This window comes from Pseudomonas sp. FG35 (genome assembly GCF_057809295.1).
On sequence record NZ_JBMDJR010000009.1, the window covers coordinates 296,915 to 319,974 of the forward strand.

Genomic DNA, 23,060 nt, shown 5'->3' on the forward strand with positions numbered 1-23,060 from the left:
TTGTCTGCCATTCATGCGCTGAATGACAGACAACCCGATTTCCCCAGCTACGCTTGTGCTCAGCTCCCACATCTATAAGAGGCTGCGCACGATGAGTCTTTCCTCGTTCAAGATCGCTCACAAACTGATCACCGGCGCCGGGGCCATCGAGCAACTGGCGGCCGAACTCACGCGGCTGGACATCGATAACCCGCTGATCGTTACCGATGCCGCGCTGGTCAAGTCCGGCACGGTGGAGCTGGCGCTGGCGCAGATCGGCGAGCGCGAGTACGAAATCTTCGACCGGGTATTGCCGGATCCGGAAATCGCCATCGTCGAGGATTGCATGCGCGTCTACCGCGAAGGCGGGCATGACGGTCTGATTGGCCTCGGTGGCGGCAGTGCCATCGACATCGCCAAGAGCGTCGCGGCGTACGCCGGCTATCACGGTGCGCTGGAAGATCTGTTCGGCGTCGATCAGGTGCCGCGCAAAGGCCCACCGTTGATTGCGATCCCGACCACTGCCGGCACCGGTTCTGAAGTGACCAACGTCGCCATCCTTTCGGACAAGGTCGCCCAACTGAAGAAAGGCATCGTCAGCGATTACCTGTTGCCGGACGTGGCGCTGGTCAGTCCGCAGATGACCCTGACCTGCCCGCGCAGTGTCACCGCCGCCAGTGGCGTCGATGCGCTGGTGCATGCCATCGAATCCTATCTGTCACTGAATGCCTCGCCGATCACCGATTCGCTGGCCATCGGCGCGATCAAGTTGATCGCCCGGTCATTGCCCAAGGCCTACGCCAACCCGTCCAACCTGCAGGCCCGGGAAGACATGGCCACCGCCAGCCTGATGGCCGGCATGGCGTTCGGGAATGCCGGGGTCGGCGCGGTGCATGCGCTGGCGTATCCGCTGGGCGGGCGATTCAACATTGCTCACGGCGTCAGCAATGCGTTGCTGCTGCCGTATGTCATGACCTGGAACAAGATGGCCTGCGTCGAGCGGATGCAGGATATTGCCGAAGCCATGGGAGTGAAGACCGCTCATCTGAGTCTCAATGCAGCCGCCGATAGCGCCGTCGCGGCGATGACCGAACTGTGCGCGGCGGTGGAAATTCCACTGGGGCTGCGCAGCTTCGGCGTGCCCGAAGAGGCGATCCCGGCCATGGCCGTGGAGGCCGCCGGCATCGAGCGCCTGATGCGCAACAATCCGCGCAAGCTCAGCGCCGCCGACATCGAGAAGATCTACCGGGCGGCGTATTGAGAACCTGCCGGTCATCGGTCATGGCACAACCCAATCATCGCGGTCACGGTGCGCGCGCGGAAACTTGAGGTATACAATGCGCGCCATCGTGATTTAGCTCAGAAAAGGTGCGTCATGCAGCCCTTCGTTATTGCTCCGTCGATTCTCTCCGCCGACTTCGCCCGCCTGGGCGAGGAAGTGGACAATGTTCTGGCCGCCGGTGCCGACTTCGTCCACTTCGATGTCATGGACAACCACTACGTGCCGAACCTGACCATCGGCCCGATGGTCTGCGCCGCGCTGCGCAAGTACGGCGTGACCGCGCCGATCGACGCGCACCTGATGGTCAGCCCGGTGGATCGCATCGTCGGCGACTTCATTGAAGCCGGCGCCACCTACATCACCTTCCACCCGGAAGCCACGCTGCACGTCGATCGTTCGCTGCAACTGATCCGTGAAGGCGGCTGCAAATCCGGCCTGGTGTTCAACCCGGCGACCCCGCTGGATGTGCTCAAGTACGTGATCGACAAGGTCGACATGGTCTTGCTGATGAGCGTCAACCCGGGCTTCGGCGGGCAGAAATTCATCCCCGGCACCCTCGACAAGCTGCGTGAAGCCCGCGCGATCATCGATGCCTCGGGCCGTGACATCCGCCTGGAAATCGACGGCGGCGTCAACGTCAACAACATCCGCGAAATCGCTGCCGCTGGCGCCGATACCTTCGTGGCCGGTTCGGCGATCTTCAATGCGCCGAACTATCAGGAAGTCATCGACAAGATGCGTTCCGAACTGGCGCTGGCTCGCCCATGAGCGGTTTTGAGCAGCTGTTCCCGGGGCAACTGCCGCGGTTGGTGATGTTCGATCTGGATGGCACGCTGATCGATTCGGTACCCGACCTGGCGGCGGCGGTGGATAACATGCTGCTCTCCCTCGGGCGCAAGCCTGCCGGTATCGAGTCGGTGCGCGAGTGGGTCGGCAACGGTGCGCCGGTGCTGGTGCGCCGTGCGTTGGCCGGTGGCATCGATCATTCCGCCGTGGATGACGTCGAAGCCGAGCATGCGCTGGAGGTTTTCATGGAGGCCTACGGCGCCAGCCATGAGCTGACCGTGGTCTATCCCGGCGTGCGCGACACCCTGAAATGGCTGCACAAGCAGGGCGTGGCCATGGCGCTGATCACCAACAAGCCGGAGCGCTTCGTCGCGCCGCTGCTGGATCAGATGAAGATCGGCCGCTACTTCAAGTGGATCATCGGCGGCGATACCCTGCCGCAGAAGAAGCCCGATCCGGCGGCGCTGTTCTTCGTCATGAAGATGTCCGGGATTCCAGCCTCGCAATCGCTGTTCGTCGGCGATTCGCGCAGCGACGTGCTGGCGGCGAAAGCGGCGGGGGTCAAATGTGTCGGGCTGAGTTATGGCTACAACCATGGCCGACCGATTGCCGAGGAATCCCCGGCGCTGGTGATCGACGATCTGCGCAAGCTAATTCCCGGTTGCCTGGATACGGCCGCTGAGATAACGTTGCCCGACGCTGCTCAATCCCCTTCTGGAAACGCCATCGTGGTGGTCACCCGCAAACTCTGGATGAAAGTCATCAAGGCCCTGGCCCGCTGGCGTTGGCGCGCCTGACTTGTTCCTGGCCGGCTTGCCGGCGCGTTTGCACACCTGACTGATTTGCACCTCACACCACGAGGCACCTTATGATCCGCGAAGAATTCCTGCGTCTGGCCGCTGACGGCTACAACCGCATCCCGCTGGCCTGCGAAACCCTGGCCGACTTCGACACGCCGCTGTCGATCTACCTGAAACTGGCCGACCAGCCCAACTCCTACCTGCTCGAATCGGTGCAGGGCGGCGAGAAATGGGGTCGTTACTCGATCATCGGCCTGCCGTGCCGCACCGTGCTGCGGGTTCACGATCATCACGTGAGCATCACCGTCGATGGCGTCGAAACCGAAAGCCACGACGTCGAAGATCCGCTGGCCTTCGTCGAAACCTTCAAGGCCCGCTACAACGTGCCGACCATCGCCGGCCTGCCGCGCTTCAACGGCGGTCTGGTGGGTTACTTCGGTTACGACTGTGTGCGTTATGTAGAGAAGCGCCTCGGCAAATGCCCGAATCCGGATCCGCTGGGCGTGCCGGACATTCTGCTGATGGTCTCCGATGCGGTGGTGGTGTTCGACAACCTCGCCGGCAAGATGCACGCGATTGTGCTGGCCGATCCGGCGCAGGCCGATGCGTACGAACAGGGCCAGGCGCAATTGCAGCAACTGCTGGAAAAACTGCGTCAGCCGATCACCCCGCGCCGTGGCCTGGATTTCAGAAAGCAGCAGGCGGCCGAGCCGGTGTTCCGCTCCAGTTTTACCCAGGACGACTACGAAAAAGCCGTCGACACCATCAAGGAATACATCCTCGCCGGTGACTGCATGCAGGTCGTGCCGTCCCAGCGCATGTCGATCGACTTCAAGGCGGCGCCGATCGATCTGTACCGCGCGCTGCGTTGCTTCAACCCGACGCCGTACATGTACTTCTTCAACTTCGGCGACTTCCACGTCGTCGGCAGTTCGCCGGAAGTGCTGGTGCGGGTCGAAGACAACCTGATCACCGTGCGCCCGATTGCCGGCACCCGTCCTCGCGGGGCCACCGAAGAAGCGGACGTGGCGCTGGAAGAAGACCTGCTGTCCGACGACAAGGAGATCGCCGAGCACCTGATGCTGATCGACCTCGGTCGCAACGACACCGGGCGCGTATCGGAAATCGGCTCGGTGAAACTTACCGAGAAAATGGTCATCGAGCGTTATTCCAACGTGATGCACATCGTGTCCAACGTCACCGGCCAGTTGAAGGCCGGGCTGACGGCGATGGACGCACTGCGGGCGATCCTGCCGGCGGGCACCTTGTCCGGCGCGCCGAAGATCCGTGCGATGGAAATCATCGACGAGCTGGAGCCGGTCAAGCGTGGTGTGTACGGCGGTGCGGTCGGCTACTTCGCCTGGAACGGCAACATGGACACCGCGATTGCGATCCGTACCGCCGTGATCAAGAACGGCGAACTGCACGTGCAGGCCGGTGGCGGCATCGTCGCCGACTCGGTGCCGGCGCTGGAGTGGGAAGAAACCATCAACAAGCGCCGGGCGATGTTCCGCGCTGTTGCACTGGCCGAGCAAACCCCGGACTGAGTCATTGATGATTCAGCCATAAAAAAACGCGGCGCCTGTGAAGGCGCCGCGTTTTTTTTGCCTGCGAATCAGAAGTCGAGCGCTACGCCGACGTTGATCCCTTGCTGGGTGAAGTCGTCATCCTTGCGGATGTCGTAGCTGGCACGTAATGCCAGATCCTTGGTGAGGTTGTGGCTCACGCCCAGGTTCAGGCGGTTCAGGTTGGTCTGAGGGGTATAGCCGGCCAGGGTGTAGCGGTTGTTCGGCAGGCTGTTGAGGTTCATCGTCACATTCTGGGTGTCGTCGTTGTACTCGCGTTCGTGGGCCAGTTCGCCGAACACCTGGGTCTGCGAGGTGATCTGGTACTTGCCCTGGATCCCGAGGCCCAGGCGCCGGGAGATGCGCGACTGGTCATCGAACGTCAGCGCGGTGGAGTCGGCGCCGTTTTCCGAGTAACCATCGACTTCAACCTTGGCGAAATCGGCGCTGACGAACGGCGACAGGTGCCATGGGCTGCTTGCCTCTGGCGCAATGTCGTAACCCACGCGTCCACTGAAGGCCAGAACATAGCCGTCGGTATCGCCTTTCTCGCCGCGTTCGTTGACCCCCAGCTGGAATTTGCGTTTGAGGCTGTCGTAATCCAGATGTCCGGCGGTCACGGCGGCGTCACCCCACCAGCGGTTCTGCTGGTACTGGGCGAACGCGGTGCCCAGATAAGTGTTCAGTTTGTAGTCCGAGTCGTTGTCGCCGGCCTCGAGCTTCTGATTGTAGAAACCGGCCGCCACGCCCACGCGCCAGGCGTCGTTGAGACGGTAGCTGCCGCCGATGTTCAGGTTGTAACCGTTACCGTCAGCGCTGGCGCCGCTGCGCTGGCTGTCGAAGTCCTGATGCTGGCCACCACCGGCGACAATCGCCCGCCATTGGCCAACGGCCTGCCAGTTTTCCCAATCCGCCAGCCACTGGTTGCGCAGTTCATCCTGATGCGAGCGCAAGGTGCCTTGGGCCATTTGCGGAAGCAGAGTCGCTTCCCATGGCGCGGCCAGCAGCGAGTAAGCGTAATCGGCAATCAGGCGTTGCCCGGCTTCGGTCGGGTGGACGGCGTCGTTGTAGATCAGCTTGGTCGGATCCGGGGTGGCGCTGTTGATGCCATACCGGGCGTTCTCGGTGCAGCCGCTGCCGCTGAAGCAGGTGCCGACCAGATTCTGGTCGGTCGCCAGACCGAATTGCGCCGGATTGGCGAACGCCTCTTTGAGCAGAACCGGGACGTTCAGCGGAATCACGTTGGCATTGACGCTCTGCAACTGGCTGACCAGTTCGGTGTTGAACTGGGTGCTGAGTTGCGAGGTGAAGGCCTGCAGCGGCGAGCCGTTGATGGCCGGGGTCAGGCCGATGTCCGGCAACAGCCAGACCATGATGTAGCGGGCGCCGGCACCTTGCAGTGTGCGAACGCTGTCGACCAGTCGATCGGCGGCGGCATTCGCCTGAGGCAGGCTGGTGACGCGGCCCTGAAGGAAGTCGTTGCCGCCCCCGGTCAGGTAATACAAGGCATTCGGGTCAGCACGGAAACCGTTCGACGGCAGATAACCGGCGCGGGTGCGTTCGCCGGTGGCGGACTGGCTGGTGATCGAGTCGAGAATCTGGTCGGTGCGGTAGCCGCCGACAGCCCAGTTGTTACCATCCGGCTGGCCTTGGCCGGCACGTACTGCTGAGGACGAGGAGGCGGTTTGATCCGGTGTGAAGCCGAGTCGGCCACCGAGCAGTTGCGTCGAGTTCAGCGAGCGGAGTTCACCGCTGCCGTCCAAATACACCGGACCGGTGCGGTTGGTGTAGCGCTGTGTGGCGCCGGCCGGGCCGCCGCTGTCGGTGAAAGTCCCCGCATCGCTCAGGCTGTCGCCGAAGACCACGAAATTCGAATAAGGATTGGGTGCGGCGTTCGCCTGGGCGCAGGCCATCGCGAGCAGGCATCCGGCGAGCGGTACAAACAACGTCTGTTTGATCATGAGCAAGTCCGTTTATTTATTGTTGTAGTGAACGAAACGACAGTACCAAAAACTTCCGGCGTTTTGCCATCGGTCGTCAAGCCTCCCATTGTTTTATCCCTCACGGCCCCGGCCATATTGCGCGCTCCGCCCAGCTAAGTTACTGTGCCGAAACGTATGAACGAGACCTTCCCCGTGTTGATCACCAGCAAACTTCTGGATCAAGTCATCAAGGCACACGCCCGCTGGCGTTGGCGCGCCTGAATCTTTTCTGCCGGCCCCGCCGGATCTGTATCGCTTTGCCTTCCTTGCCCGTTTGAAATGCCGCTGTGCCGATGCGACCTGCGCGTCCGGCAGTGTGCAGCGCCCTGGCAAGTCATCCGAAGGCTGTCTTCAAGTCAGAATTCAAGAGGTTCGAAACGCCATGTTGCTGATGATCGACAACTACGACTCCTTTACTTACAACGTTGTGCAATACCTCGGCGAGCTGGGTGCCGAGGTCAAGGTGGTGCGCAACGACGAACTGACCATTGCCGAAATCGAAGCGCTCAACCCGGAGCGGATCGTCGTATCCCCGGGCCCGTGCACACCGACCGAAGCCGGCATCTCCATCGAAGCCATCAAGCATTTTGCCGGCAAGCTGCCGATCCTCGGTGTCTGCCTCGGCCATCAGTCCATCGGCCAGGCTTTTGGCGGCGATGTCGTTCGCGCCCGTCAAGTGATGCACGGTAAGACTAGCCCGGTATTCCACGAGGACAAGGGCGTGTTTGCCGGTCTGAATCGCCCGCTGACCGTCACCCGCTATCATTCCCTGATCGTTAAACACGAAACGTTGCCCGATTGCCTGGAGCTGACGGCGTGGACCCAGCACGATGACGGTTCGGTCGACGAAATCATGGGCCTGCGTCACAAGACCCTGAACATCGAGGGCGTACAGTTCCACCCGGAATCGATCCTCACCGAACAGGGCCATGAACTGTTCGCCAACTTCCTCAAACAAACCGGCGGCACGCGCTAAGGACTTTCCATGAATATCAAGACAGCCCTGAGCCGTATCGTCGATCACCTCGACCTCAGCACCGATGAAATGCGCGACGTGATGCGCGAAATCATGACCGGCCAATGCACTGACGCGCAGATCGGCGCGTTCATGATGGCCATGCGCATGAAGAGCGAGAGCATCGACGAGATCGTCGGCGCCGTGTCGGTGATGCGCGAACTGGCGGACAAGGTCGAACTCAAGACCCTCGACCGCGTGGTCGATGTGGTCGGCACCGGCGGTGACGGGGCGAACATTTTCAACGTGTCGACCGCGTCTTCCTTCGTGGTCGCCGCGGCTGGCTGCACCGTGGCCAAACACGGTAACCGTGCAGTGTCGGGCAAGAGCGGCAGTGCCGACTTGCTGGAAGCCGCCGGCATCTACCTCAACCTGACCCCGGTTCAGGTGGCGCGCTGCATCGACAACGTCGGCATCGGCTTCATGTTTGCCCAGACTCACCACAAAGCCATGAAGTACGCCGCCGCCCCGCGTCGCGATCTCGGCCTGCGTACCCTGTTCAACATGCTCGGCCCGCTTACGAATCCGGCCGGTGTGAAACATCAGGTGGTGGGCGTGTTCACCCCGGCGCTGTGCCGGCCGTTGGCTGAAGTCTTGCAGCGTCTGGGCAGCAAGCATGTGCTGGTGGTGCATTCGAAGGACGGTCTGGACGAATTCAGTCTGGCGGCGCCGACTTTTGTCGCCGAGCTGAAGGACGATCAGATCACCGAATATTGGGTCGAGCCGGAAGATCTGGGCATGAAGAGCCAGAGCCTGCACGGTCTGTCGGTCGAAGGCCCGGAAGCCTCGCTGGCGCTGATCCGCGATGCACTCGGCAAGCGCAAGACCGAGAACGGTCAGAAGGCTGCCGAAATGATCGTGCTCAATGCCGGTGCGGCGCTGTACGCAGCCGACCTGGCGACAAGTCTGAAAGAGGGCGTGGCACTGGCCCACGACGCTCTGCACACCGGTCTTGCTCGGGAAAAACTCGAGGAGTTGGGTGCCTTTACCGCGGTATTCAAAGTGGAGAATGAGGGATGAGTGTACCGACGGTTCTGGAAAACATTCTGGCCCGCAAGTTTCAGGAAGTCGCCGAGCGTAGCGCCCGTGTGAGCCTGAGCGAGCTGGAAAGTCTGGCCAAGGCGGCCGATGCACCCCGTGGTTTTGCCCAGGCATTGCTGGCGCAGGCCAAGAAAAAACAACCGGCAGTGATCGCCGAAATCAAGAAGGCGTCGCCGAGCAAGGGCGTGATCCGCGAGAACTTCGTTCCTGCCGATATCGCCAAAAGCTACGAGAAGGGCGGGGCGACCTGCCTGTCGGTGCTGACCGACATCGACTACTTCCAGGGCGCCGATGCCTACCTGCAACAGGCCCGCGCTGCCTGCTCGCTGCCGGTGATCCGCAAAGACTTCATGATCGATCCGTACCAGATCGTTGAGGCCCGTGCCTTGGGCGCCGATTGCGTGCTGCTGATCGTCTCCGCACTGGATGACGTAAAAATGGCCGAGCTGGCGTCGGTGGCCAAAGACGTCGGCCTCGATGTGCTGGTGGAAGTGCACGACGGCGATGAGCTGGAGCGCGCGTTGAAAACCCTCGACACGCCGCTGGTCGGGGTCAACAACCGCAACCTGCACACCTTTGACGTCAGCCTGGAAACCACCCTCGACCTGCTGCCGCGCATCCCGCGCGATCGTCTGGTCATCACCGAGAGCGGGATCCTCAACCGTGCCGATGTCGAGCTGATGGAAATCAGCGACGTTTACGCGTTCCTGGTCGGCGAAGCGTTCATGCGCGCCGAAAACCCGGGCATCGAACTGCAACGTCTGTTCTTCCCTGAGCGCGGCGTACCGGTGAGCGGTTCGACCCTCGACTGATCGAGTCTTCGCAGGCGCCCGTCCCCTGTGGGAGCGGGCTTGCCCGCGAAGGCGGCATAAGATTCACCTCAGACTCAACGTCCTATGGAAACCTTATGATCCCCACGTCCCTGACCATCGAAGCCGGTCTGCAAGCCGAACAGGATTTGCTGGCCTCGGTCTGCGCGGGTGATGCCGAATTCGGCTTGTTTTTCTGGCAGCCCAGCGACCGCGCCTTGGTCATGCCGCGCCGTTTGAACCGCTTGCCCGGATTCGATCACGCCTGTGAAGTCTCCGCTGCTGCCGGCTGGCCGGTGTTGCTGCGTGAAACCGGCGGCGAACCTGTTCCGCAGTCGGCGTCGACCATCAACATTGCACTGGTCTACGCACCGCCTCGTAGCGAAGGCGATCTGAACCGTATCGAAACCGGTTACCGGCGTCTGTGTGATCCGATCTGTGAGTTGCTGGATGAGTTGGGTGGCACTTCGTCGCTGGGGGAAATCGACGGTGCGTTCTGCGACGGCCGCTTCAACGTCAATCTCGACGGTCGCAAGATGGTCGGCACCGCTCAGCGCTGGCGCCAGAGTCAGGGTGGTCAGCGTCCGGTGGGATTGGTGCACGGGGCGATGCTGGTGGATGACGAACGTGAGTCGATGGTCGCGGCGGTCAACCGCTTCAACGAAGCGTGTGGTCTGGAGCAGCGGGTTCGTGCCGCCAGCCACATCGCTCTGCATGAAAAATTCCCGGCGCCCCATGCACTGGCGCGTCTCGATGAACTCTTCCGTTTGATGCTGGCGCAGATCTACGCCGGCTGAGTTTTGGCACTCAGCGAGTGCCGAAGACCACCATGGTCTTGCCTTTCACATCCACCAGGTTGCGTTCCTCAAGATCCTTGAGCACGCGACCGACCATCTCTCGCGAACAACCGACAATCCGGCCGATTTCCTGACGGGTCACTTTGATCTGCATGCCGTCCGGGTGAGTCATGGCGTCCGGTTGTTTGCACAGTTCCAGCAGGCAGCGAGCGACACGGCCGGTGACGTCGAAGAACGCCAGGTCGCCAACCTTGCGCGTGGTGTTGCGCAGGCGTTGTGCGATTTGTCCGCTGAGCACGTAAAGAATGTCTGGATCCTGCTGCGACAGTTCGCGGAACTTGGCGTAGCTGATTTCCGCGACTTCGCATTCAACCTTGGCCCGCACCCAGGCGCTGCGCTGCTGTTCCTGGCCGGCCTCTTCGAAAAGGCCCAGCTCGCCGAAGAAGTCCCCAGCATTCAGGTACGCGATGATCATCTCGCGGCCGTCGTCGTCCTCGATCAGGATCGTGACCGAACCGCGGATGATGAAGTAAAGCGTGTCGGAGCGATCCCCGGCGCAGATGATGTTGCTCTTGGCCGCGTGACGCCGGCGCTGGCAATGCATCAGCAGCTTGTCGAGGTTTTTGATTTTGGGTGTGGGGGTAATACCAACCATGGTTGTATCCCGAAAAAGCTGCACGGTTATATTTGGTTTTTATATGAGGCGCTGAGGCGGTCGCTACACAGTCTGGCAAAGGCGCCAGTGAATTGGCGCCAGCTTACCAGACACTTCGTCGAAATTTCGAGAAATCACCTACGTTAAAGGTGCATCCGTCCTAGGAACCTGCTCGCTGTCCGGGCAGGGCCCTGTGCTAAGCTGGCGACCCTTTTTTCTACAGTGGAGTCTTGGCGATGAAGGCACGCATCCAATGGGCTGGCGAAGCCATGTTCCTCGGCGAATCCGGCAGCGGTCATGTCGTGGTCATGGACGGTCCGCCGGACGCCGGTGGTCGTAACCTGGGTGTCCGCCCCATGGAAATGCTCCTGCTGGGTGTCGGCGGTTGCAGCAATTTCGACGTAGTCAGCATCTTGAAGAAGTCCCGTCAGGCTGTTGAAAGCTGCGAAGCCTTTCTGGAAGCCGAACGGGCGACCGAAGATCCGAAAGTGTTCACCAAGATCCACATGCACTTCGTGGTCAAGGGCCGTGGCCTGAAAGAAGCCCAGGTCAAACGCGCCATCGAGCTGTCTGCCGAGAAGTATTGCTCGGCCTCGATCATGCTCGGCGCCGCCGGTGTAGCGATCACCCACGACTATGAAATCGTCGAACTCGGCTGAGCCGACATTCAACTATCATAAAAGCAGTGCAGACTCTGGCGATCCCCCGCTGACGTCTGCATAATGCGCCACTTTTTTCAGGGCCGTGATCAGTCAACCGACGGGTCATCCGCCTGAACAGATAACCAAAATCGCCATCGCGAAGAGGTGTTAACCGTCCTACGCAGGTGCGTTGTTCGCACTTGACGGGCATGCTTGATCACGCGGCCGTGCCGCATACATAGAGAGTTTTTAACGGTGAAAAGCAAACTCAAGCTCCACGGGTTCAATAACCTGACAAAGACCTTGAGCTTCAACATCTATGACATCTGCTACGCGGAAACCCCGCAAGACCAGCAGGCTTACGTCGAGTACATCAATCAAGAGTACAACGCCGAACGCCTGACGCAGATCCTCACGGAAGTTGTCGAAATCATTGGTGCCAACATTCTGAACATTGCGAGTCAGAACTATGAGCCTCAGGGTGCCAGCGTCACGATTCTGATCTCGGAAGAGCCGGTGACCCCGACCGAAAGCCAGATCGAAGAGTCCCCGGGCCCGTTGCCCGAAATCATCCTGGCCCACCTCGACAAGAGCCACATCACGGTGCACACCTACCCGGAAATCCATCCGGACGCCGGTATTGCGACTTTCCGTGTGGACATCGACGTGTCGACCTGTGGTGTCATTTCACCGCTCAAAGCGCTCAACTTCCTCATTCACCAGTTCGATTCGGACATCGTGACCGTGGATTACCGTGTGCGCGGCTTCACCCGTGACGTTGAAGGCAACAAGCACTTCATCGACCACGAGATCAACTCGATCCAGAACTACCTCTCCGAAGACACCCGCGACGCGTACCAGATGACCGACGTGAACGTTTATCAGGAAAACCTGTTCCACACCAAGATGCTGCTGAAGAACTTCGAACTGGACAACTACCTGTTCGGCGATGCCACCAGCAACCTGTCTTCCGAGCAACGCGCTCAGGTGACCGAGCGTGTGAAACACGAAATGCTGGAAATCTTCTACGCGCGCAATATGCCGAACTAAGAAATCCGGGCACAAAAAAAGGCGACTGCTTCGCGGCAGTCGCCTTTTTTATGGGCGTTTTTCAGATCCGGTAAGTGCTCTTGGTCATCACCTTGGCCAACAGACTCATGCCGAACTTCACCGGTGCCGGGAAGCGGAAACCGCCGGCCTCCAGTGCACTTTCCGCGTGATGTTCTTCATCGATACGCATCTGTTCCAGAATCGCCCGGGATTTTTCATCCTCGGCCGGCAGTTGTTCCAGATGTTCGTTCAGATGCTTGCAGACCTGATGCTCGGTGGCAGCGACAAACCCGAGGCTGACCTTGTCGCTGATCAGTCCGGCGACTGCGCCGATCCCGAACGACATGCCGTAGAAAAGCGGATTGAGCACGCTGGTGTGGCTGCCCAACTGGTGAATGCGCTGCTCGCACCAGACCAGATGATCGATCTCTTCTTCGGCCGCATGTTCCATGGCCTCACGCACTTGCGGCAGCTTGGCGGTCAGCGCCTGGCCCTGATACAGCGCCTGGGCACAGACTTCGCCGGTATGGTTGATGCGCATCAGACCGGCGACGTGGCGGGTGTCTTCATCGCTCATCTGCACATCGGGCTGCACGATCGCCGGCGACGGACGGTACGGCTGGCCGCTGAAGGGCAGCAGGGTACGCATCGCAGCATCGGCTTGCAGCAGAAGACGATCAATGGGCGAATAGTGACGTTGGGTAGTCATGCTGACCTCCGGGAAGAATCTCGGCGGCCAGTTTAACCGAATCGGCCGGGGAAGGTTTGCGCTGGGTCATGTGGGAGCAGGGCCCCACCGAGCCTGCAGTTCAATCAGCCCGGAGGCCAGTTCATCTGGCGTTGGCCGAGCACGTGCATGTGAATGTGGTAGACCGTCTGTCCGCCCATTTCATTGCAGTTCATCACCACCCGGAAGCCTTCCTCGCAACCCAGCTCCAGCGCCAGACGTTGGGCGGTGAACAGGATGTGCCCGGCCAGTGCCTTGTCGTCTTCGGTCAGGTCGTTGAGGGTGCGCACCGGCTTCTTCGGGATCACCAGAAAATGCACCGGTGCCTGTGGGGCGATGTCGTGGAACGCCAGAACCTGGTCGTCCTCGTAGATGATCTTCGCCGGGATTTCCCGGTTGATGATCTTGGTGAACAGAGTATCCACAGCTGTTTTCTCCGTTGTTTGGGCTGGCCTGAGTGTACTCATAGGGGGATAAGCCCGCCCAGTGTTTTGCCGTAGGGCTTTTCAGCGCGGGCAGTAAGCCTTGTTGACCATGCCGACAATCGTGCGATTGAGCCAGCGCGAACCGAGCCGAGGCAGAAAGGCGAACCAGCGGTTTCGGCGTCCGGGAATGATGATCGCGCGGTTTTTCTCCAGGGCGCGCACGGTATACAGCGCGACCTCCTCGGGGCTCATCAACAGTTTGCTGGCGTTGAGCTTGTCGTTGTTCAGTTGCGCGGTGCGAAAGAACGCGGTGCGGGTCGGGCCGGGGCAGAGCACCGACACCTTGACTGCACACTTCTTCAGTTCCACCCGCAGTGCTTCCGAGAAGTGCAACACGTACGCCTTGCTGGCGTAGTAGGTGCTCATCCAGGGCCCGGGGTTGAAGGCCGCCACCGACGCGACATTGAGAATCTGCCCGCCACCCTGCAACGCCATGCTGTTGCCGATGGCATGGCAGAGCCGGGTGAGGGCGAGGATGTTCACTTCGATCAGGTCCTGTTCGGTCATCCAGTCCTGGGCCAGGAACGGGCCGCAAGTACCGATGCCGGCACAGTTGACCAGCAGATCGATCTGCCGGTCGCCTTCTTCAAGCTCCAGCAGGAAACCGGACAGGCGCAGCGGCTCGCCGAGATCGCAGGCGCGGAACAGTACCTCCACACCGAAGCGCTGGGTCAGTTCAATCGCAATGCTTGCCAGCTGATCACGCTGGCGAGCCACCAGAATCAGGCTGCGGCCACGGCGTGCCAGGGCTTCGGCCATGGCCAGGCCGATGCCGCTGGAGGCGCCGGTGATCAGAGCGTAACGGGTCATGCAAATCTCCATCGCAACAGCGCCGCGCCGTGGACGCAGGTGTCACGGCGGGGAGCGTTGTTCATTCTTTCGCAGAGTCTACAGGGGTGAGAGCAGCTTCGGCTGCATCGTCTGCCGAATTCGCGGCGGGTTCGACTTCGACATCGATTTCATCGGTGGTCACCGAACCGCTCTCGTAGCTGCTTTCAAGGCTGCTTTCATATTCCTGCTGGATGGCAGTAATCCCGCCCAGCATGCCACCCACGAAAAACAGCCCGATAAACACGATCCACAGCGAGCACAGCACTTTGACTGCCGTGCTGTTCGGCGGAGGTGGTGGGCCATAGCGATTGGCGCCGGTATTGCCCGGCACGACCATGATCACCAGCGGGAAGAAACTGCCCACGAACGGCACCAGCGTCAGCAGCCAGAGCCATCCCGACCAGCCGATATCGTGCAAGCGCTGGATGCTGAACAGGATCCCGACAATCGCGAAGGCCAGAAACAGGAAGAAGGCGAGGAGACCGCCGATGATCAGGCCAGTGGTCGAGTCGGCGCTCACCAGGCCCAGGCCGATCAATGCGAACACGCTGACGATCGGCAGGGCGGCCAGGCTTAACACCATCGACCATGCCAGGTAACGCAAGCGGCCGATCCGGCCTTCGACGCTGAGCGGCTTGAGAGGCGCGAATGCCGGCAGGCTTTCACCGACGGCGGCGCGAGGGGGAGCATAAGGCGAGTCAGGCTCCGCGACGGCAGCGCTTTGCTCGTGGACATCCGACAGATTCAGCTCGATGGGCGTTTCCGCTTCGATCCGGGCATCGATCCCGGTCTTGCCCAGCGCTTGCAGATAGGTCTGCGCATCGCTGTGCGACAGGTCACGCTTGAGCGCGACGGTGCGGCCACTGAACAGGCGTTCGATGGCGGCGACATCGCTTTTGAACAGGTCGGCCAGGTTAAGCTTGGCCGTGGTGATATCGACGCCGGGCTGGAGCGCGCCGTCGAAAACGATCTTGTAACGGGGTTCGCTCATGGCCGAGGCATCCTTGTCGCGAGATAAAGTGAGTCTAAGGCCAGTCAAACAGCGACTGGCTTGGTTTCATTCAACGTGGCCAGCGTTTCGGCAGTTGCGCTGCGTGCTCCAGGGCCTGGCGGTATTCGGCATCGAGACGCGCCACCAGTTGATCCACGCTTGGCAGATCGTCGATCTGCCCGACGCCCTGACCTGCCGACCACACGGTTTTCCAGGCCTTGGCTTCGTCGTTGATCGGCTTGAGCTTGTCGCCGAAGTTCACTTCACCCTTGCCCTGCAGGGCTGCCATGTCGAAACCGGCGGCCTCCAGGCTTTGACGCATAAAACTGGCCGGAACACCGGACACGGCAGGAGTATGAATGATGTCGGCGGCTTTGGCAGTCAGCAGCATCTGCTTGTAGGCGTCAGGCGCATGACTTTCAGTGGTGCCGATAAATCGCGTGCCGAAGTAGGCCAGATCCGCGCCGAGCAGTTGTGCGGCGAGAATCTCATGCCCATGGTTCAAACATCCTGCAAGCAACAGGGTTTTGTCGAAGCACTCGCGGATCTCGGCGATCAGCGAGAACGGGCTCCAGGTCCCGGCGTGCCCACCGGCACCGGCCGCGACGGCGATCAAGCCATCGACACCGGCCTCGGCGGCTTTCTCGGCATGGCGGCGGGTCGTCACGTCGTGGAAGACCAGGCCGCCGTAGCTGTGCACGGCGTCTACCACTTCCTTCACGGCACCAAGACTGGTGATGACGATGGGGACTTTGTATTCGACGCAGATGTTCAGGTCCGCCTCCAGACGTGGATTGCTCTTGTGAACGATCAGGTTCACGGCATAAGGCGCCGGGTTCTCCAGTGTCGCCAGTCCCGCTTCGATCTGCTCCAGCCATGCCTTGAATCCGCTGCTTTCGCGTTGGTTCAGCGCCGGGAAGCTGCCGACCACGCCGTTACGGCAGCACGCCAGCACCAGTTCAGGATTGGAGATCAGAAACATCGGTGCTGCCACTACGGGCAGGCGCAGACGTTGTTCGAGCAGAGCGGGCAGCGACATCGGAAGTACCCCGGAAAGTTGTATTTGTTGAAGTTAGAACGGCTTGACCACGACCAGAATTACGATAGCCAGCAATAGCAGAACCGGCACTTCATTGAACCAGCGATAAAAGACATGGCTGCGGGTGTTCTCGCCACGGGCAAAACGTTTTACCTGCGCGCCGCACATGTGGTGGTAGCCGATCAACAGCACGACCAGGGTCAGTTTGGCGTGGATCCAGCCACCGCTGCTGAAGATGCTCGGGTTCAGATAGATCAGCCAGCCACCGAAGATCAGCGCGGCGATCATTGCCGGGCCCATGATGCCGCGATAGAGCTTGCGCTCCATGATGCTGAAGCGTTCCTTGCTGATCGTGTCTTCACTTTGCGCGTGATAAACGAACAGTCGCGGAAGATAGAAGAGGCCGGCAAACCAGCACACGATGCTGACGATATGCAGCGCTTTGATCCACAGATAGAGCATTTTGGGTTATTCCCTGATTCACGGTAGGCCCGATAGTAGAGGCTTGAGCGTCCGCACGTCACCTTGGCGGTTGTCGCAGGCGCGCGCGGCCCCTATTATCGACGGCTTTCCAGTGGGTTCGTTGAGGGCAGGTTTATGGTCAAGGTCGGTATCGTCGGCGGCACGGGTTACACCGGTGTCGAACTGCTGCGTCTGTTGGCACAGCATCCGCAGGCAGAAGTGGTAGTGATCACTTCCCGATCCGAGGCCGGTCTGGCCGTGGCTGATATGTACCCGAACCTGCGCGGTCACTACGACGGTCTGGCATTCAGCGTGCCGGACATCAAGACCCTGGGCGCTTGCGACGTGGTGTTCTTCGCCACTCCGCACGGCGTTGCCCACGCACTGGCCGGCGAGTTGCTGGCGGCCGGCACCAAGGTCATCGACCTGTCGGCAGACTTCCGTCTGCAGGACGCTGATGAATGGGCCAAGTGGTACGGCCAGCCGCACGGTGCACCGGAGCTGCTGGACGAAGCGGTTTACGGCTTGCCGGAAGTCAATCGTGAGCAGATCAGGAAAGCACGTCTGATCGCGGTGCCGGGTTGCTATCCGACCGCGACACAGCTGGGTTTCCTGCCGTTGCTTGAGGCAGGCATTGCCGACGCTTCCCACCTGATCGCCGACTGCAAGTCCGGTGTCAGCGGTGCCGGTCGTGGTGCTGCCGTAGGCTCGCTGTACTCCGAGACGTCGGAAAGCATGAAGGCCTATGCGGTGAAAGGTCACCGTCATCTGCCGGAAATTCGCCAGGGGCTGCGTCGTGCCGCAGGCAAGGATGTCGGTCTGACGTTCGTGCCACACCTGACGCCGATGATCCGTGGCATTCACTCCACGCTTTACGCGACCGTGGTGGACCGCTCGGTGGATCTGCAGGCGCTGTTCGAAAAGCGTTATGCCAATGAGCCGTTCGTCGACGTGATGCCGGCTGGTAGCCATCCAGAAACCCGTAGCGTGCGTGGCGCCAACGTCTGCCGCATCGCGGTTCACCGTCCACAGGATGGTGATCTGGTGGTGGTGCTGTCGGTGATCGACAACCTGGTCAAGGGCGCGTCGGGCCAGGCGGTGCAGAACATGAACATTCTGTTCGGGCTGGATGAGCGTTTGGGTCTGTCCCACGCCGGCATGCTGCCGTAACGACTGATCTTGCTTGGCAAAAAGGCCCGTTTGACGGGCCTTTTTGCATTCTGGTCGGTTGATCAGCTTTATTGATATACCGTAACAATAGTTGACCGATTTTCTAGGACAAGCGGATAATGCGCGTCATCACGCATTATGGCGGCGTAACGCCGGGAGATAGTCAGCATGAGCGTCGAATCCTTCACCCCCACGGCTTTGCAATTCACTCAAGGTGCCGCGCACAAGGTGAAGAGCCTGGTCGATGAAGAGGGGAATGATCGCTTGAAGCTGCGCGTATTCGTTACGGGCGGCGGTTGTTCAGGGTTTCAGTACGGCTTCACCTTCGATGAAGATGTGGCCGAGGACGACACCATCGTCGAGCGCGAAGGCGTCAGTCTGGTGGTCGATCCGATGAGCTTCCAGTACCTGGCAGGTGCCGAGGTGGATTATCAGGAAGGTCTGGAAGGTTCGCGTTTCGTGATCAAGAACCCGAATGCCACCACCACTTGTGGTTGCGGCTCCTCGTTCTCGATCTGATCGCGCTTCACCGTACACAACAAAACGCCGCAGAACCTCACGGTTCTGCGGCGTTTTGTTATCTGCGATTTGTCAGTTGGGGTAGATGGCGCCGAGTACGCGCAGGCCTTTGGCACCGGTGACACTCGGGCGATTGGCGGCAATGCCTTCCAGACAGCAGTGGGCCAGCCAGGCGAAGGCCATCGCCTCGACCCAGTCCGGATCGACGCCGTGGGTTGCGGTACTGGCGACTTTGGCGTTGGGCAGCAGGTCGGCCAAGCGCTTCATCAGTGTGACGTTGTGGGCGCCGCCCCCACAAACCAGGAGCTCTTCGGTATTCGATTGAGCGCTTTGCAGCGATTCGACGATGGTCAGCGCCGTCAGTTCGAGCAGTGTTGCCTGTACGTTTTCGGCTGCGAAACCTGGCAGGCACGACAGTTGCTGCTCCAGCCATGGCAGGTTGAAAACTTCGCGGCCGGTGCTCTTCGGGCCTTGGGTCACGAAAAACGGATCGCTGAGCAGGGCTTTCAGCAGGGTCGGTTCGACCTTGCCGCTGGCTGCCCACTGCCCGTTACGGTCGTAGTTCTCGCCCCGTTGCTGATGAATCCAGGCATCCATCAGCACATTCCCCGGCCCGCAGTCGAAACCGGCTACAGGCTTGTTCGGCTCGATCAGACTGAGATTGCTGAAACCGCCGACATTCAGGACCGCACGGTTACCGGTACGCTCTTCGAACAACGCTTCATGAAAGGCTGGCACCAAAGGAGCGCCCTGGCCGCCCGCGGCCACATCGCGGCTGCGGAAGTCGCTGACGACGGTGATACCGGTCAGTTCAGTGAGGAGGGCGGGGTTGCCGATCTGTACGGTGAAACCACGCGCCGGCTCATGGCGAATGGTCTGGCCGTGGCTGCCGATCGCGCGAATGGCTTCGGGCTTGAGCTGTTGTTGTTCGAGCAGGGTGTGGATCCCTTGCGCGGCGAGCTTTACCCAGTTTTGCTGGGCAATCGCCGAGCGGGCGATCTCGTCAGGGCCGCCGGCGCACAAGCCAAGCAGCTCGGCGCGCAGGGTGTCAGGCATAGGGATGTAGTGCGTGGCGACCAGATTGATCGCCGAGGACTGCTCGATCAGGGCGATGTCCAGCCCGTCGAGACTGGTGCCGGACATCACGCCGATATACAGAGCCATGGCTTAACGTTTGCTCGAAGCCAGCATGGTGGCTTTTTCCTGATCCATGCGCGCCATCAACGGCTGGCTCTGCGCCAGGAAGCGAGCGCGTTCGGATTTGGCGATCGGGTCGGCCATCGGCAGCTTCTGCCCCAATGGATCGACGTGAACGCCGTTGACCTGGAATTCATAGTGCAGGTGCGGGCCGGTGGACAGGCCGGTGGTGCCGATGTAACCGATCACCTGGCCTTGTTTGACGGTGCCGCCAGTCTTCACGCCCTTGGCGAAGCCCTGCATGTGGCCATACAGCGTGCGGTAAGTGTTGCCGTGCTGGATGATCACGGTGTTGCCGTAACCGCCGCGACGGCCGGCCAACAGCACTTTGCCGTCGCCGGCAGCCTTGATCGGCGTGCCACGTGGGGCGGCGTAATCGACGCCTTTGTGGGCGCGGATCTTGTTGAGGATCGGGTGTTTGCGGCCCATGGAGAATTTCGAGCTGATGCGGGCGAAGTCCACCGGTGTACGGATGAACGCCTTGCGCATGCTGTTGCCATCAGCAGTGTAGTAGCTGCTGTTGCCCTGTTTGTTGGTGTAACGCACGGCGGTGTAAGTCTTGCCGCGGTTGGTGAAGCGGGCTGACAGGATCGGGCCGTTGCCAACCGCTTTGCCATTCACCACTTTCTGTTCGTAGATCACATCGAATTCGTCGCCCTGGCGGATATCCTGGGCGAAGTCGACGTCGTAGCCAAAGACACTGGCCATGTCCATGGTCAGGCTGTGGGACAGGCCTGCGCGGGCGGCGGACTGCGACAGCGAGCTGTTGATCACGCCGTGTACATAGGCGGTGCGAACAGTCGGTTTGGCGGTAACGCGGTTGAACACATAACCCTTGTCGTTCTTGGTCAGGGTGATGGTTTCAACGTCGCTGACCTTGCTGTGCAGGTTGGTCAGCTGGCCTTGTGGGTTCAATTCGAATTCGAGTTTCTGGCCATGTTTGAGCTGGCTGAATTGCTTGGCCTGTTTATCGCTGGCCAGCACTTCATGGACGGCCGCGGCCGGCAGGCCGACTTTCTCGAACAGTGTAGAAAGCGTATCGCCCTTGGAGACGATCACTTCCCTGTGATTCGGGGCCTTCTTTTCTTCGACTACCGGTATCGGCGCCGGTGCGGCCTGAGCGGTTTCCTGCGTCTCTTCGGTGCTGTTTTCGATCTGCGCGAAAGGAGAGGCTACGGATTCGTTTGTGGCTTGAGCTGCGTCGGCAGCGTCTTGATCTTGTGTCAGTTGTTCAGCAGGACTTTCCAGTTCAAGGCTCAGCGTTGTCTTTTTGGCTTCAACATCACTGGATGGAAACACCAGGAGCGCCAGACTGAGAAGGGCGGCGATCCCACTTGCGGCGAGCAGGTGGGTCTTCGGGTAAAGCGGTGGCGCTTTAGACGGTTCAGTGGTCATAAGTAATTTGACTTTGAAAAAGATGAATTGGAAAAGATGAATGACATGATGAAGATGAAATAACTGTATAAAATATAACCAAATCATCTCTGAAGCAAGTCTGCGGGCGCTCTGTCCGTGGATTGGCGTCCGTGCGCCGGGCAAACCTTGTATTTGGTGCGCGATCTTGTATGGTTGGTTCCCTTTGAATCTGAGCCTTGCGGGTCTGTTATGAAGTCGGTTGAAGAGCAGCTAGCGCTGATTAAACGTGGTGCGGAAGAACTGTTGGTCGAGTCCGAGCTGATCGAAAAGCTCAAGCGTGGCCAGCCGCTGCGAATCAAGGCCGGCTTCGATCCAACTGCGCCGGATCTGCACCTTGGTCACACCGTGCTTATTAATAAGCTGCGCCAGTTCCAGGAACTGGGTCATCAGGTGATCTTCCTTATAGGTGACTTCACCGGAATGATCGGTGATCCGAGCGGCAAGAGCGCCACTCGCCCTCCGCTGACGCGTGAGCAGGTTCTGGAAAACGCCGAGACTTACAAGACTCAGGTGTTCAAGATTCTTGATCCGGCGAAAACCGAAGTTGCGTTCAACTCCACCTGGATGGATCAGATGGGGCCTGCGGACTTTATTCGTCTGACCTCGCAGTACACCGTTGCTCGTATGCTCGAGCGTGACGATTTCGATAAGCGCTATACCACCAATCAGCCAATCGCCATTCACGAATTCCTCTATCCGCTGGTTCAGGGTTATGACTCTGTAGCGTTGCGCGCTGACGTTGAGCTGGGTGGTACTGATCAGAAGTTCAATCTGCTGATGGGGCGTGAGCTGCAGCGTGGTTATGGCCAGGAAGCCCAGTGCATTCTGACGATGCCGCTGCTTGAGGGTTTGGATGGCGTGAAGAAGATGTCCAAATCGCTGGGCAACTACGTCGGTATCCAGGAAGCGCCAGGTGTCATGTATAGCAAGCTGGTTTCGATTCCCGATGCGTTGATGTGGCGCTACTTCGAGTTGCTCAGCTTCCGTTCGATGGATGAGATAAATGCTTTCCGTGCTGATGTTGAAGCGGGTGCTAACCCGCGTGATATCAAGATCAAGCTGGCCGAAGAGATTGTTGCGCGCTTCCATGGTGAAGAGGCCGCGGCCAATGCTCACCGTGGTGCGGGCAATCGTATGAAGGATGGCGAGTTGCCGGATGATCTGCCAGAGGTTGAGCTGACTGCTGCCGAGGATATGCCGATTGCTGCTGTCCTTAATAAGGCAGGTCTGGTGAAGAACTCGGCAGCTGCTCGTGATCTGCTGGCCTCCGGTGGTGTGCGTGTAGATGGTGAGGTGGTTGATCGCTCCTTTATATACGTACTGGGCGCGACTCACGTTTGTCAGGCCGGCAAGAAGGCTTTTGCACGGATTACGCTGAAATCTGAGTAAAGATGAAATAAGGGGTTGACGGCGAATTCCAGAGGTCTATAATTCGCCCCACTTCCGGCGCAGTCGAAACGGAAAACTCCTTGAGATTCAATGAGTTAAGTAGGTTTCGAAGCGGGTTGCTTCAGTTCATCGAAGACTGGAAGGAGTTGGAAATGCCGGTCTGTTTGGCGCTTTCAATGGTTCGATCTTCTCGGTCGAAATCGGAGAAAAAGAGGTGTTGACAGCAGCGTGTAACGCTGTAGAATTCGCCTCCCGCTAACGAGAGATCGGAAGCGCAAGTGGTTGAAGTTGTTGAAGAAATCTTCGAAAACTTCTGAAAATAATCACTTGACAGCAAATGAGGCTGCTGTAGAATGCGCGCCTCGGTTGAGACGAAAGATCTTAACCAACCGCTCTTTAACAACTGAATCAAGCAATTCGTGTGGGTGCTTG

The 23,060-nt window shown here is 59.9% G+C and carries 24 protein-coding genes; 13 read left to right on the forward strand and 11 right to left on the reverse strand.

Annotation, left to right across the window (positions count from 1 at the left end):
- The first annotated feature begins 91 nt into the window (after window positions 1–91).
- From ACODTD_RS19620 to trpE, 4 genes are all read left to right on the forward strand, one after another.
- Window positions 92–1,240 (forward strand): iron-containing alcohol dehydrogenase, encoded by a 1,149-nt coding sequence (locus ACODTD_RS19620; protein WP_201817803.1) that lies wholly within the window; start codon window positions 92–94, stop codon window positions 1,238–1,240.
- A 114-nt stretch (window positions 1,241–1,354) separates the two neighbouring features.
- Entirely contained in the window at window positions 1,355–2,029 is a 675-nt protein-coding gene (gene rpe, locus ACODTD_RS19625) for a ribulose-phosphate 3-epimerase (RefSeq protein WP_007918813.1), read from the forward strand.
- The gene (locus tag ACODTD_RS19630) at window positions 2,026–2,844 is read left to right on the forward strand and encodes a phosphoglycolate phosphatase (RefSeq protein ID WP_201817802.1); all 819 of its coding nucleotides are present in this window, start codon (window positions 2,026–2,028) and stop codon (window positions 2,842–2,844) included. Before rpe ends, ACODTD_RS19630 begins: the two co-directional genes overlap by 4 nt.
- A gap of 71 nt (window positions 2,845–2,915) precedes the next feature.
- Window positions 2,916–4,394 (forward strand): anthranilate synthase component I, encoded by a 1,479-nt coding sequence (gene trpE / locus ACODTD_RS19635; protein WP_201817800.1) that lies wholly within the window; start codon window positions 2,916–2,918, stop codon window positions 4,392–4,394.
- Window positions 4,395–4,462: 68 nt separating this feature from the next.
- On the opposite strand, the gene estP is transcribed toward trpE, so the two are convergent.
- A complete protein-coding gene (gene estP / locus ACODTD_RS19640) occupies window positions 4,463–6,373 on the reverse strand; it encodes an esterase EstP (protein ID WP_011336195.1) in 1,911 nt (636 codons plus the stop codon).
- A gap of 403 nt (window positions 6,374–6,776) precedes the next feature.
- Here estP and ACODTD_RS19645 point away from each other — a divergent pair, with 403 nt between their 5' ends.
- The 4 genes from ACODTD_RS19645 to ACODTD_RS19660 all read left to right on the forward strand — a co-directional run bounded on the left by ACODTD_RS19645 (window position 6,777) and on the right by ACODTD_RS19660 (window position 10,056).
- Complete coding sequence (locus ACODTD_RS19645) at window positions 6,777–7,370, forward strand: aminodeoxychorismate/anthranilate synthase component II (RefSeq protein WP_007956309.1); 594 nt, start codon at window positions 6,777–6,779, stop codon at window positions 7,368–7,370.
- A 9-nt stretch (window positions 7,371–7,379) separates the two neighbouring features.
- Window positions 7,380–8,429: an anthranilate phosphoribosyltransferase gene (gene trpD / locus ACODTD_RS19650; RefSeq protein WP_489105108.1), complete on the forward strand. Its 1,050-nt coding sequence runs from the start codon at window positions 7,380–7,382 to the stop codon at window positions 8,427–8,429.
- A complete protein-coding gene (gene trpC / locus ACODTD_RS19655) occupies window positions 8,426–9,262 on the forward strand; it encodes an indole-3-glycerol phosphate synthase TrpC (protein WP_201817798.1) in 837 nt (278 codons plus the stop codon). Before trpD ends, trpC begins: the two co-directional genes overlap by 4 nt.
- 95 nt (window positions 9,263–9,357) lie before the next feature.
- Window positions 9,358–10,056, forward strand: coding sequence for a lipoate--protein ligase family protein (locus ACODTD_RS19660; RefSeq protein ID WP_221616027.1), 699 nt, complete (start codon window positions 9,358–9,360; stop codon window positions 10,054–10,056).
- Window positions 10,057–10,066: 10 nt separating this feature from the next.
- Here ACODTD_RS19660 and crp read toward each other — a convergent pair whose 3' ends face one another.
- Complete coding sequence (crp, locus tag ACODTD_RS19665; RefSeq protein WP_011336190.1) at window positions 10,067–10,711, reverse strand: cAMP-activated global transcriptional regulator CRP; 645 nt, start codon at window positions 10,709–10,711, stop codon at window positions 10,067–10,069.
- 236 nt (window positions 10,712–10,947) lie between these two features.
- Here crp and ACODTD_RS19670 point away from each other — a divergent pair, with 236 nt between their 5' ends.
- Both ACODTD_RS19670 and speD read left to right on the forward strand, forming a co-directional pair.
- Complete coding sequence (locus ACODTD_RS19670; protein WP_003228794.1) at window positions 10,948–11,370, forward strand: OsmC family protein; 423 nt, start codon at window positions 10,948–10,950, stop codon at window positions 11,368–11,370.
- Between the two features lie 237 nt (window positions 11,371–11,607).
- Complete coding sequence (gene speD, locus ACODTD_RS19675; RefSeq protein ID WP_489105109.1) at window positions 11,608–12,402, forward strand: adenosylmethionine decarboxylase; 795 nt, start codon at window positions 11,608–11,610, stop codon at window positions 12,400–12,402.
- Window positions 12,403–12,463: 61 nt separating this feature from the next.
- Here speD and coq7 read toward each other — a convergent pair whose 3' ends face one another.
- The 6 genes from coq7 to hemJ all read right to left on the reverse strand — a co-directional run bounded on the left by coq7 (window position 12,464) and on the right by hemJ (window position 16,937).
- The gene (gene coq7, locus ACODTD_RS19680) at window positions 12,464–13,111 is read right to left on the reverse strand and encodes a 2-polyprenyl-3-methyl-6-methoxy-1,4-benzoquinone monooxygenase (RefSeq protein WP_007956317.1); all 648 of its coding nucleotides are present in this window, start codon (window positions 13,109–13,111) and stop codon (window positions 12,464–12,466) included.
- 104 nt (window positions 13,112–13,215) lie between these two features.
- Complete coding sequence (locus tag ACODTD_RS19685; protein WP_007956318.1) at window positions 13,216–13,554, reverse strand: histidine triad nucleotide-binding protein; 339 nt, start codon at window positions 13,552–13,554, stop codon at window positions 13,216–13,218.
- A gap of 81 nt (window positions 13,555–13,635) precedes the next feature.
- Window positions 13,636–14,424 (reverse strand): SDR family NAD(P)-dependent oxidoreductase, encoded by a 789-nt coding sequence (locus ACODTD_RS19690; protein ID WP_489105110.1) that lies wholly within the window; start codon window positions 14,422–14,424, stop codon window positions 13,636–13,638.
- A 61-nt stretch (window positions 14,425–14,485) separates the two neighbouring features.
- Window positions 14,486–15,436: a DUF805 domain-containing protein gene (locus ACODTD_RS19695; RefSeq protein WP_011336186.1), complete on the reverse strand. Its 951-nt coding sequence runs from the start codon at window positions 15,434–15,436 to the stop codon at window positions 14,486–14,488.
- A 70-nt stretch (window positions 15,437–15,506) separates the two neighbouring features.
- Window positions 15,507–16,475: an NAD(P)H-dependent flavin oxidoreductase gene (locus ACODTD_RS19700; protein ID WP_221616028.1), complete on the reverse strand. Its 969-nt coding sequence runs from the start codon at window positions 16,473–16,475 to the stop codon at window positions 15,507–15,509.
- Between the two features lie 33 nt (window positions 16,476–16,508).
- Window positions 16,509–16,937: a protoporphyrinogen oxidase HemJ gene (gene hemJ, locus ACODTD_RS19705; RefSeq protein ID WP_011336184.1), complete on the reverse strand. Its 429-nt coding sequence runs from the start codon at window positions 16,935–16,937 to the stop codon at window positions 16,509–16,511.
- Window positions 16,938–17,072: 135 nt separating this feature from the next.
- On the opposite strand from hemJ, the gene argC reads away from it, so the two are divergent.
- A complete protein-coding gene (gene argC / locus ACODTD_RS19710) occupies window positions 17,073–18,107 on the forward strand; it encodes an N-acetyl-gamma-glutamyl-phosphate reductase (protein WP_011336183.1) in 1,035 nt (344 codons plus the stop codon).
- Window positions 18,108–18,275: 168 nt separating this feature from the next.
- Window positions 18,276–18,626, forward strand: coding sequence for an iron-sulfur cluster insertion protein ErpA (gene erpA, locus ACODTD_RS19715; RefSeq protein WP_003228776.1), 351 nt, complete (start codon window positions 18,276–18,278; stop codon window positions 18,624–18,626).
- Between the two features lie 72 nt (window positions 18,627–18,698).
- Here erpA and ACODTD_RS19720 read toward each other — a convergent pair whose 3' ends face one another.
- Both ACODTD_RS19720 and ACODTD_RS19725 read right to left on the reverse strand, forming a co-directional pair.
- The gene (locus ACODTD_RS19720; protein WP_011336182.1) at window positions 18,699–19,790 is read right to left on the reverse strand and encodes an anhydro-N-acetylmuramic acid kinase; all 1,092 of its coding nucleotides are present in this window, start codon (window positions 19,788–19,790) and stop codon (window positions 18,699–18,701) included.
- A gap of 3 nt (window positions 19,791–19,793) precedes the next feature.
- Window positions 19,794–21,218 (reverse strand): peptidoglycan DD-metalloendopeptidase family protein, encoded by a 1,425-nt coding sequence (locus ACODTD_RS19725; protein WP_041475440.1) that lies wholly within the window; start codon window positions 21,216–21,218, stop codon window positions 19,794–19,796.
- Window positions 21,219–21,428: 210 nt separating this feature from the next.
- Here ACODTD_RS19725 and tyrS point away from each other — a divergent pair, with 210 nt between their 5' ends.
- Window positions 21,429–22,628, forward strand: coding sequence for a tyrosine--tRNA ligase (tyrS, locus tag ACODTD_RS19730; RefSeq protein ID WP_011336180.1), 1,200 nt, complete (start codon window positions 21,429–21,431; stop codon window positions 22,626–22,628).
- A gap of 121 nt (window positions 22,629–22,749) precedes the next feature.
- Here the strand turns inward: tyrS and ACODTD_RS19735 are convergent.
- Window positions 22,750–23,060, reverse strand: a 311-nt coding sequence (locus ACODTD_RS19735; protein WP_489105111.1) for a hypothetical protein, incomplete at its 5' end; no start/stop codon positions are given.

Coding starts and splice junctions, on each gene's coding strand:
- ACODTD_RS19670 (WP_003228794.1), top strand. CDS start 10,948: ATGAAGGCACGCATCCAATGGGCTGGCGAAGCCATGTTCCTCGGCGAA.
- trpC (WP_201817798.1), top strand. CDS start 8,426: ATGAGTGTACCGACGGTTCTGGAAAACATTCTGGCCCGCAAGTTTCAG.
- ACODTD_RS19700 (WP_221616028.1), bottom strand. CDS start 16,475: ATGTCGCTGCCCGCTCTGCTCGAACAACGTCTGCGCCTGCCCGTAGTG.
- coq7 (WP_007956317.1), bottom strand. CDS start 13,111: ATGACTACCCAACGTCACTATTCGCCCATTGATCGTCTTCTGCTGCAA.
- ACODTD_RS19630 (WP_201817802.1), top strand. CDS start 2,026: ATGAGCGGTTTTGAGCAGCTGTTCCCGGGGCAACTGCCGCGGTTGGTG.
- hemJ (WP_011336184.1), bottom strand. CDS start 16,937: ATGCTCTATCTGTGGATCAAAGCGCTGCATATCGTCAGCATCGTGTGC.
- ACODTD_RS19620 (WP_201817803.1), top strand. CDS start 92: ATGAGTCTTTCCTCGTTCAAGATCGCTCACAAACTGATCACCGGCGCC.
- ACODTD_RS19725 (WP_041475440.1), bottom strand. CDS start 21,218: ATGACCACTGAACCGTCTAAAGCGCCACCGCTTTACCCGAAGACCCAC.
- crp (WP_011336190.1), bottom strand. CDS start 10,711: ATGGTTGGTATTACCCCCACACCCAAAATCAAAAACCTCGACAAGCTG.
- erpA (WP_003228776.1), top strand. CDS start 18,276: ATGAGCGTCGAATCCTTCACCCCCACGGCTTTGCAATTCACTCAAGGT.
- rpe (WP_007918813.1), top strand. CDS start 1,355: ATGCAGCCCTTCGTTATTGCTCCGTCGATTCTCTCCGCCGACTTCGCC.
- ACODTD_RS19695 (WP_011336186.1), bottom strand. CDS start 15,436: ATGAGCGAACCCCGTTACAAGATCGTTTTCGACGGCGCGCTCCAGCCC.
- ACODTD_RS19690 (WP_489105110.1), bottom strand. CDS start 14,424: ATGACCCGTTACGCTCTGATCACCGGCGCCTCCAGCGGCATCGGCCTG.
- ACODTD_RS19720 (WP_011336182.1), bottom strand. CDS start 19,790: ATGGCTCTGTATATCGGCGTGATGTCCGGCACCAGTCTCGACGGGCTG.
- ACODTD_RS19645 (WP_007956309.1), top strand. CDS start 6,777: ATGTTGCTGATGATCGACAACTACGACTCCTTTACTTACAACGTTGTG.
- ACODTD_RS19660 (WP_221616027.1), top strand. CDS start 9,358: ATGATCCCCACGTCCCTGACCATCGAAGCCGGTCTGCAAGCCGAACAG.
- argC (WP_011336183.1), top strand. CDS start 17,073: ATGGTCAAGGTCGGTATCGTCGGCGGCACGGGTTACACCGGTGTCGAA.
- tyrS (WP_011336180.1), top strand. CDS start 21,429: ATGAAGTCGGTTGAAGAGCAGCTAGCGCTGATTAAACGTGGTGCGGAA.
- estP (WP_011336195.1), bottom strand. CDS start 6,373: ATGATCAAACAGACGTTGTTTGTACCGCTCGCCGGATGCCTGCTCGCG.
- trpE (WP_201817800.1), top strand. CDS start 2,916: ATGATCCGCGAAGAATTCCTGCGTCTGGCCGCTGACGGCTACAACCGC.
- trpD (WP_489105108.1), top strand. CDS start 7,380: ATGAATATCAAGACAGCCCTGAGCCGTATCGTCGATCACCTCGACCTC.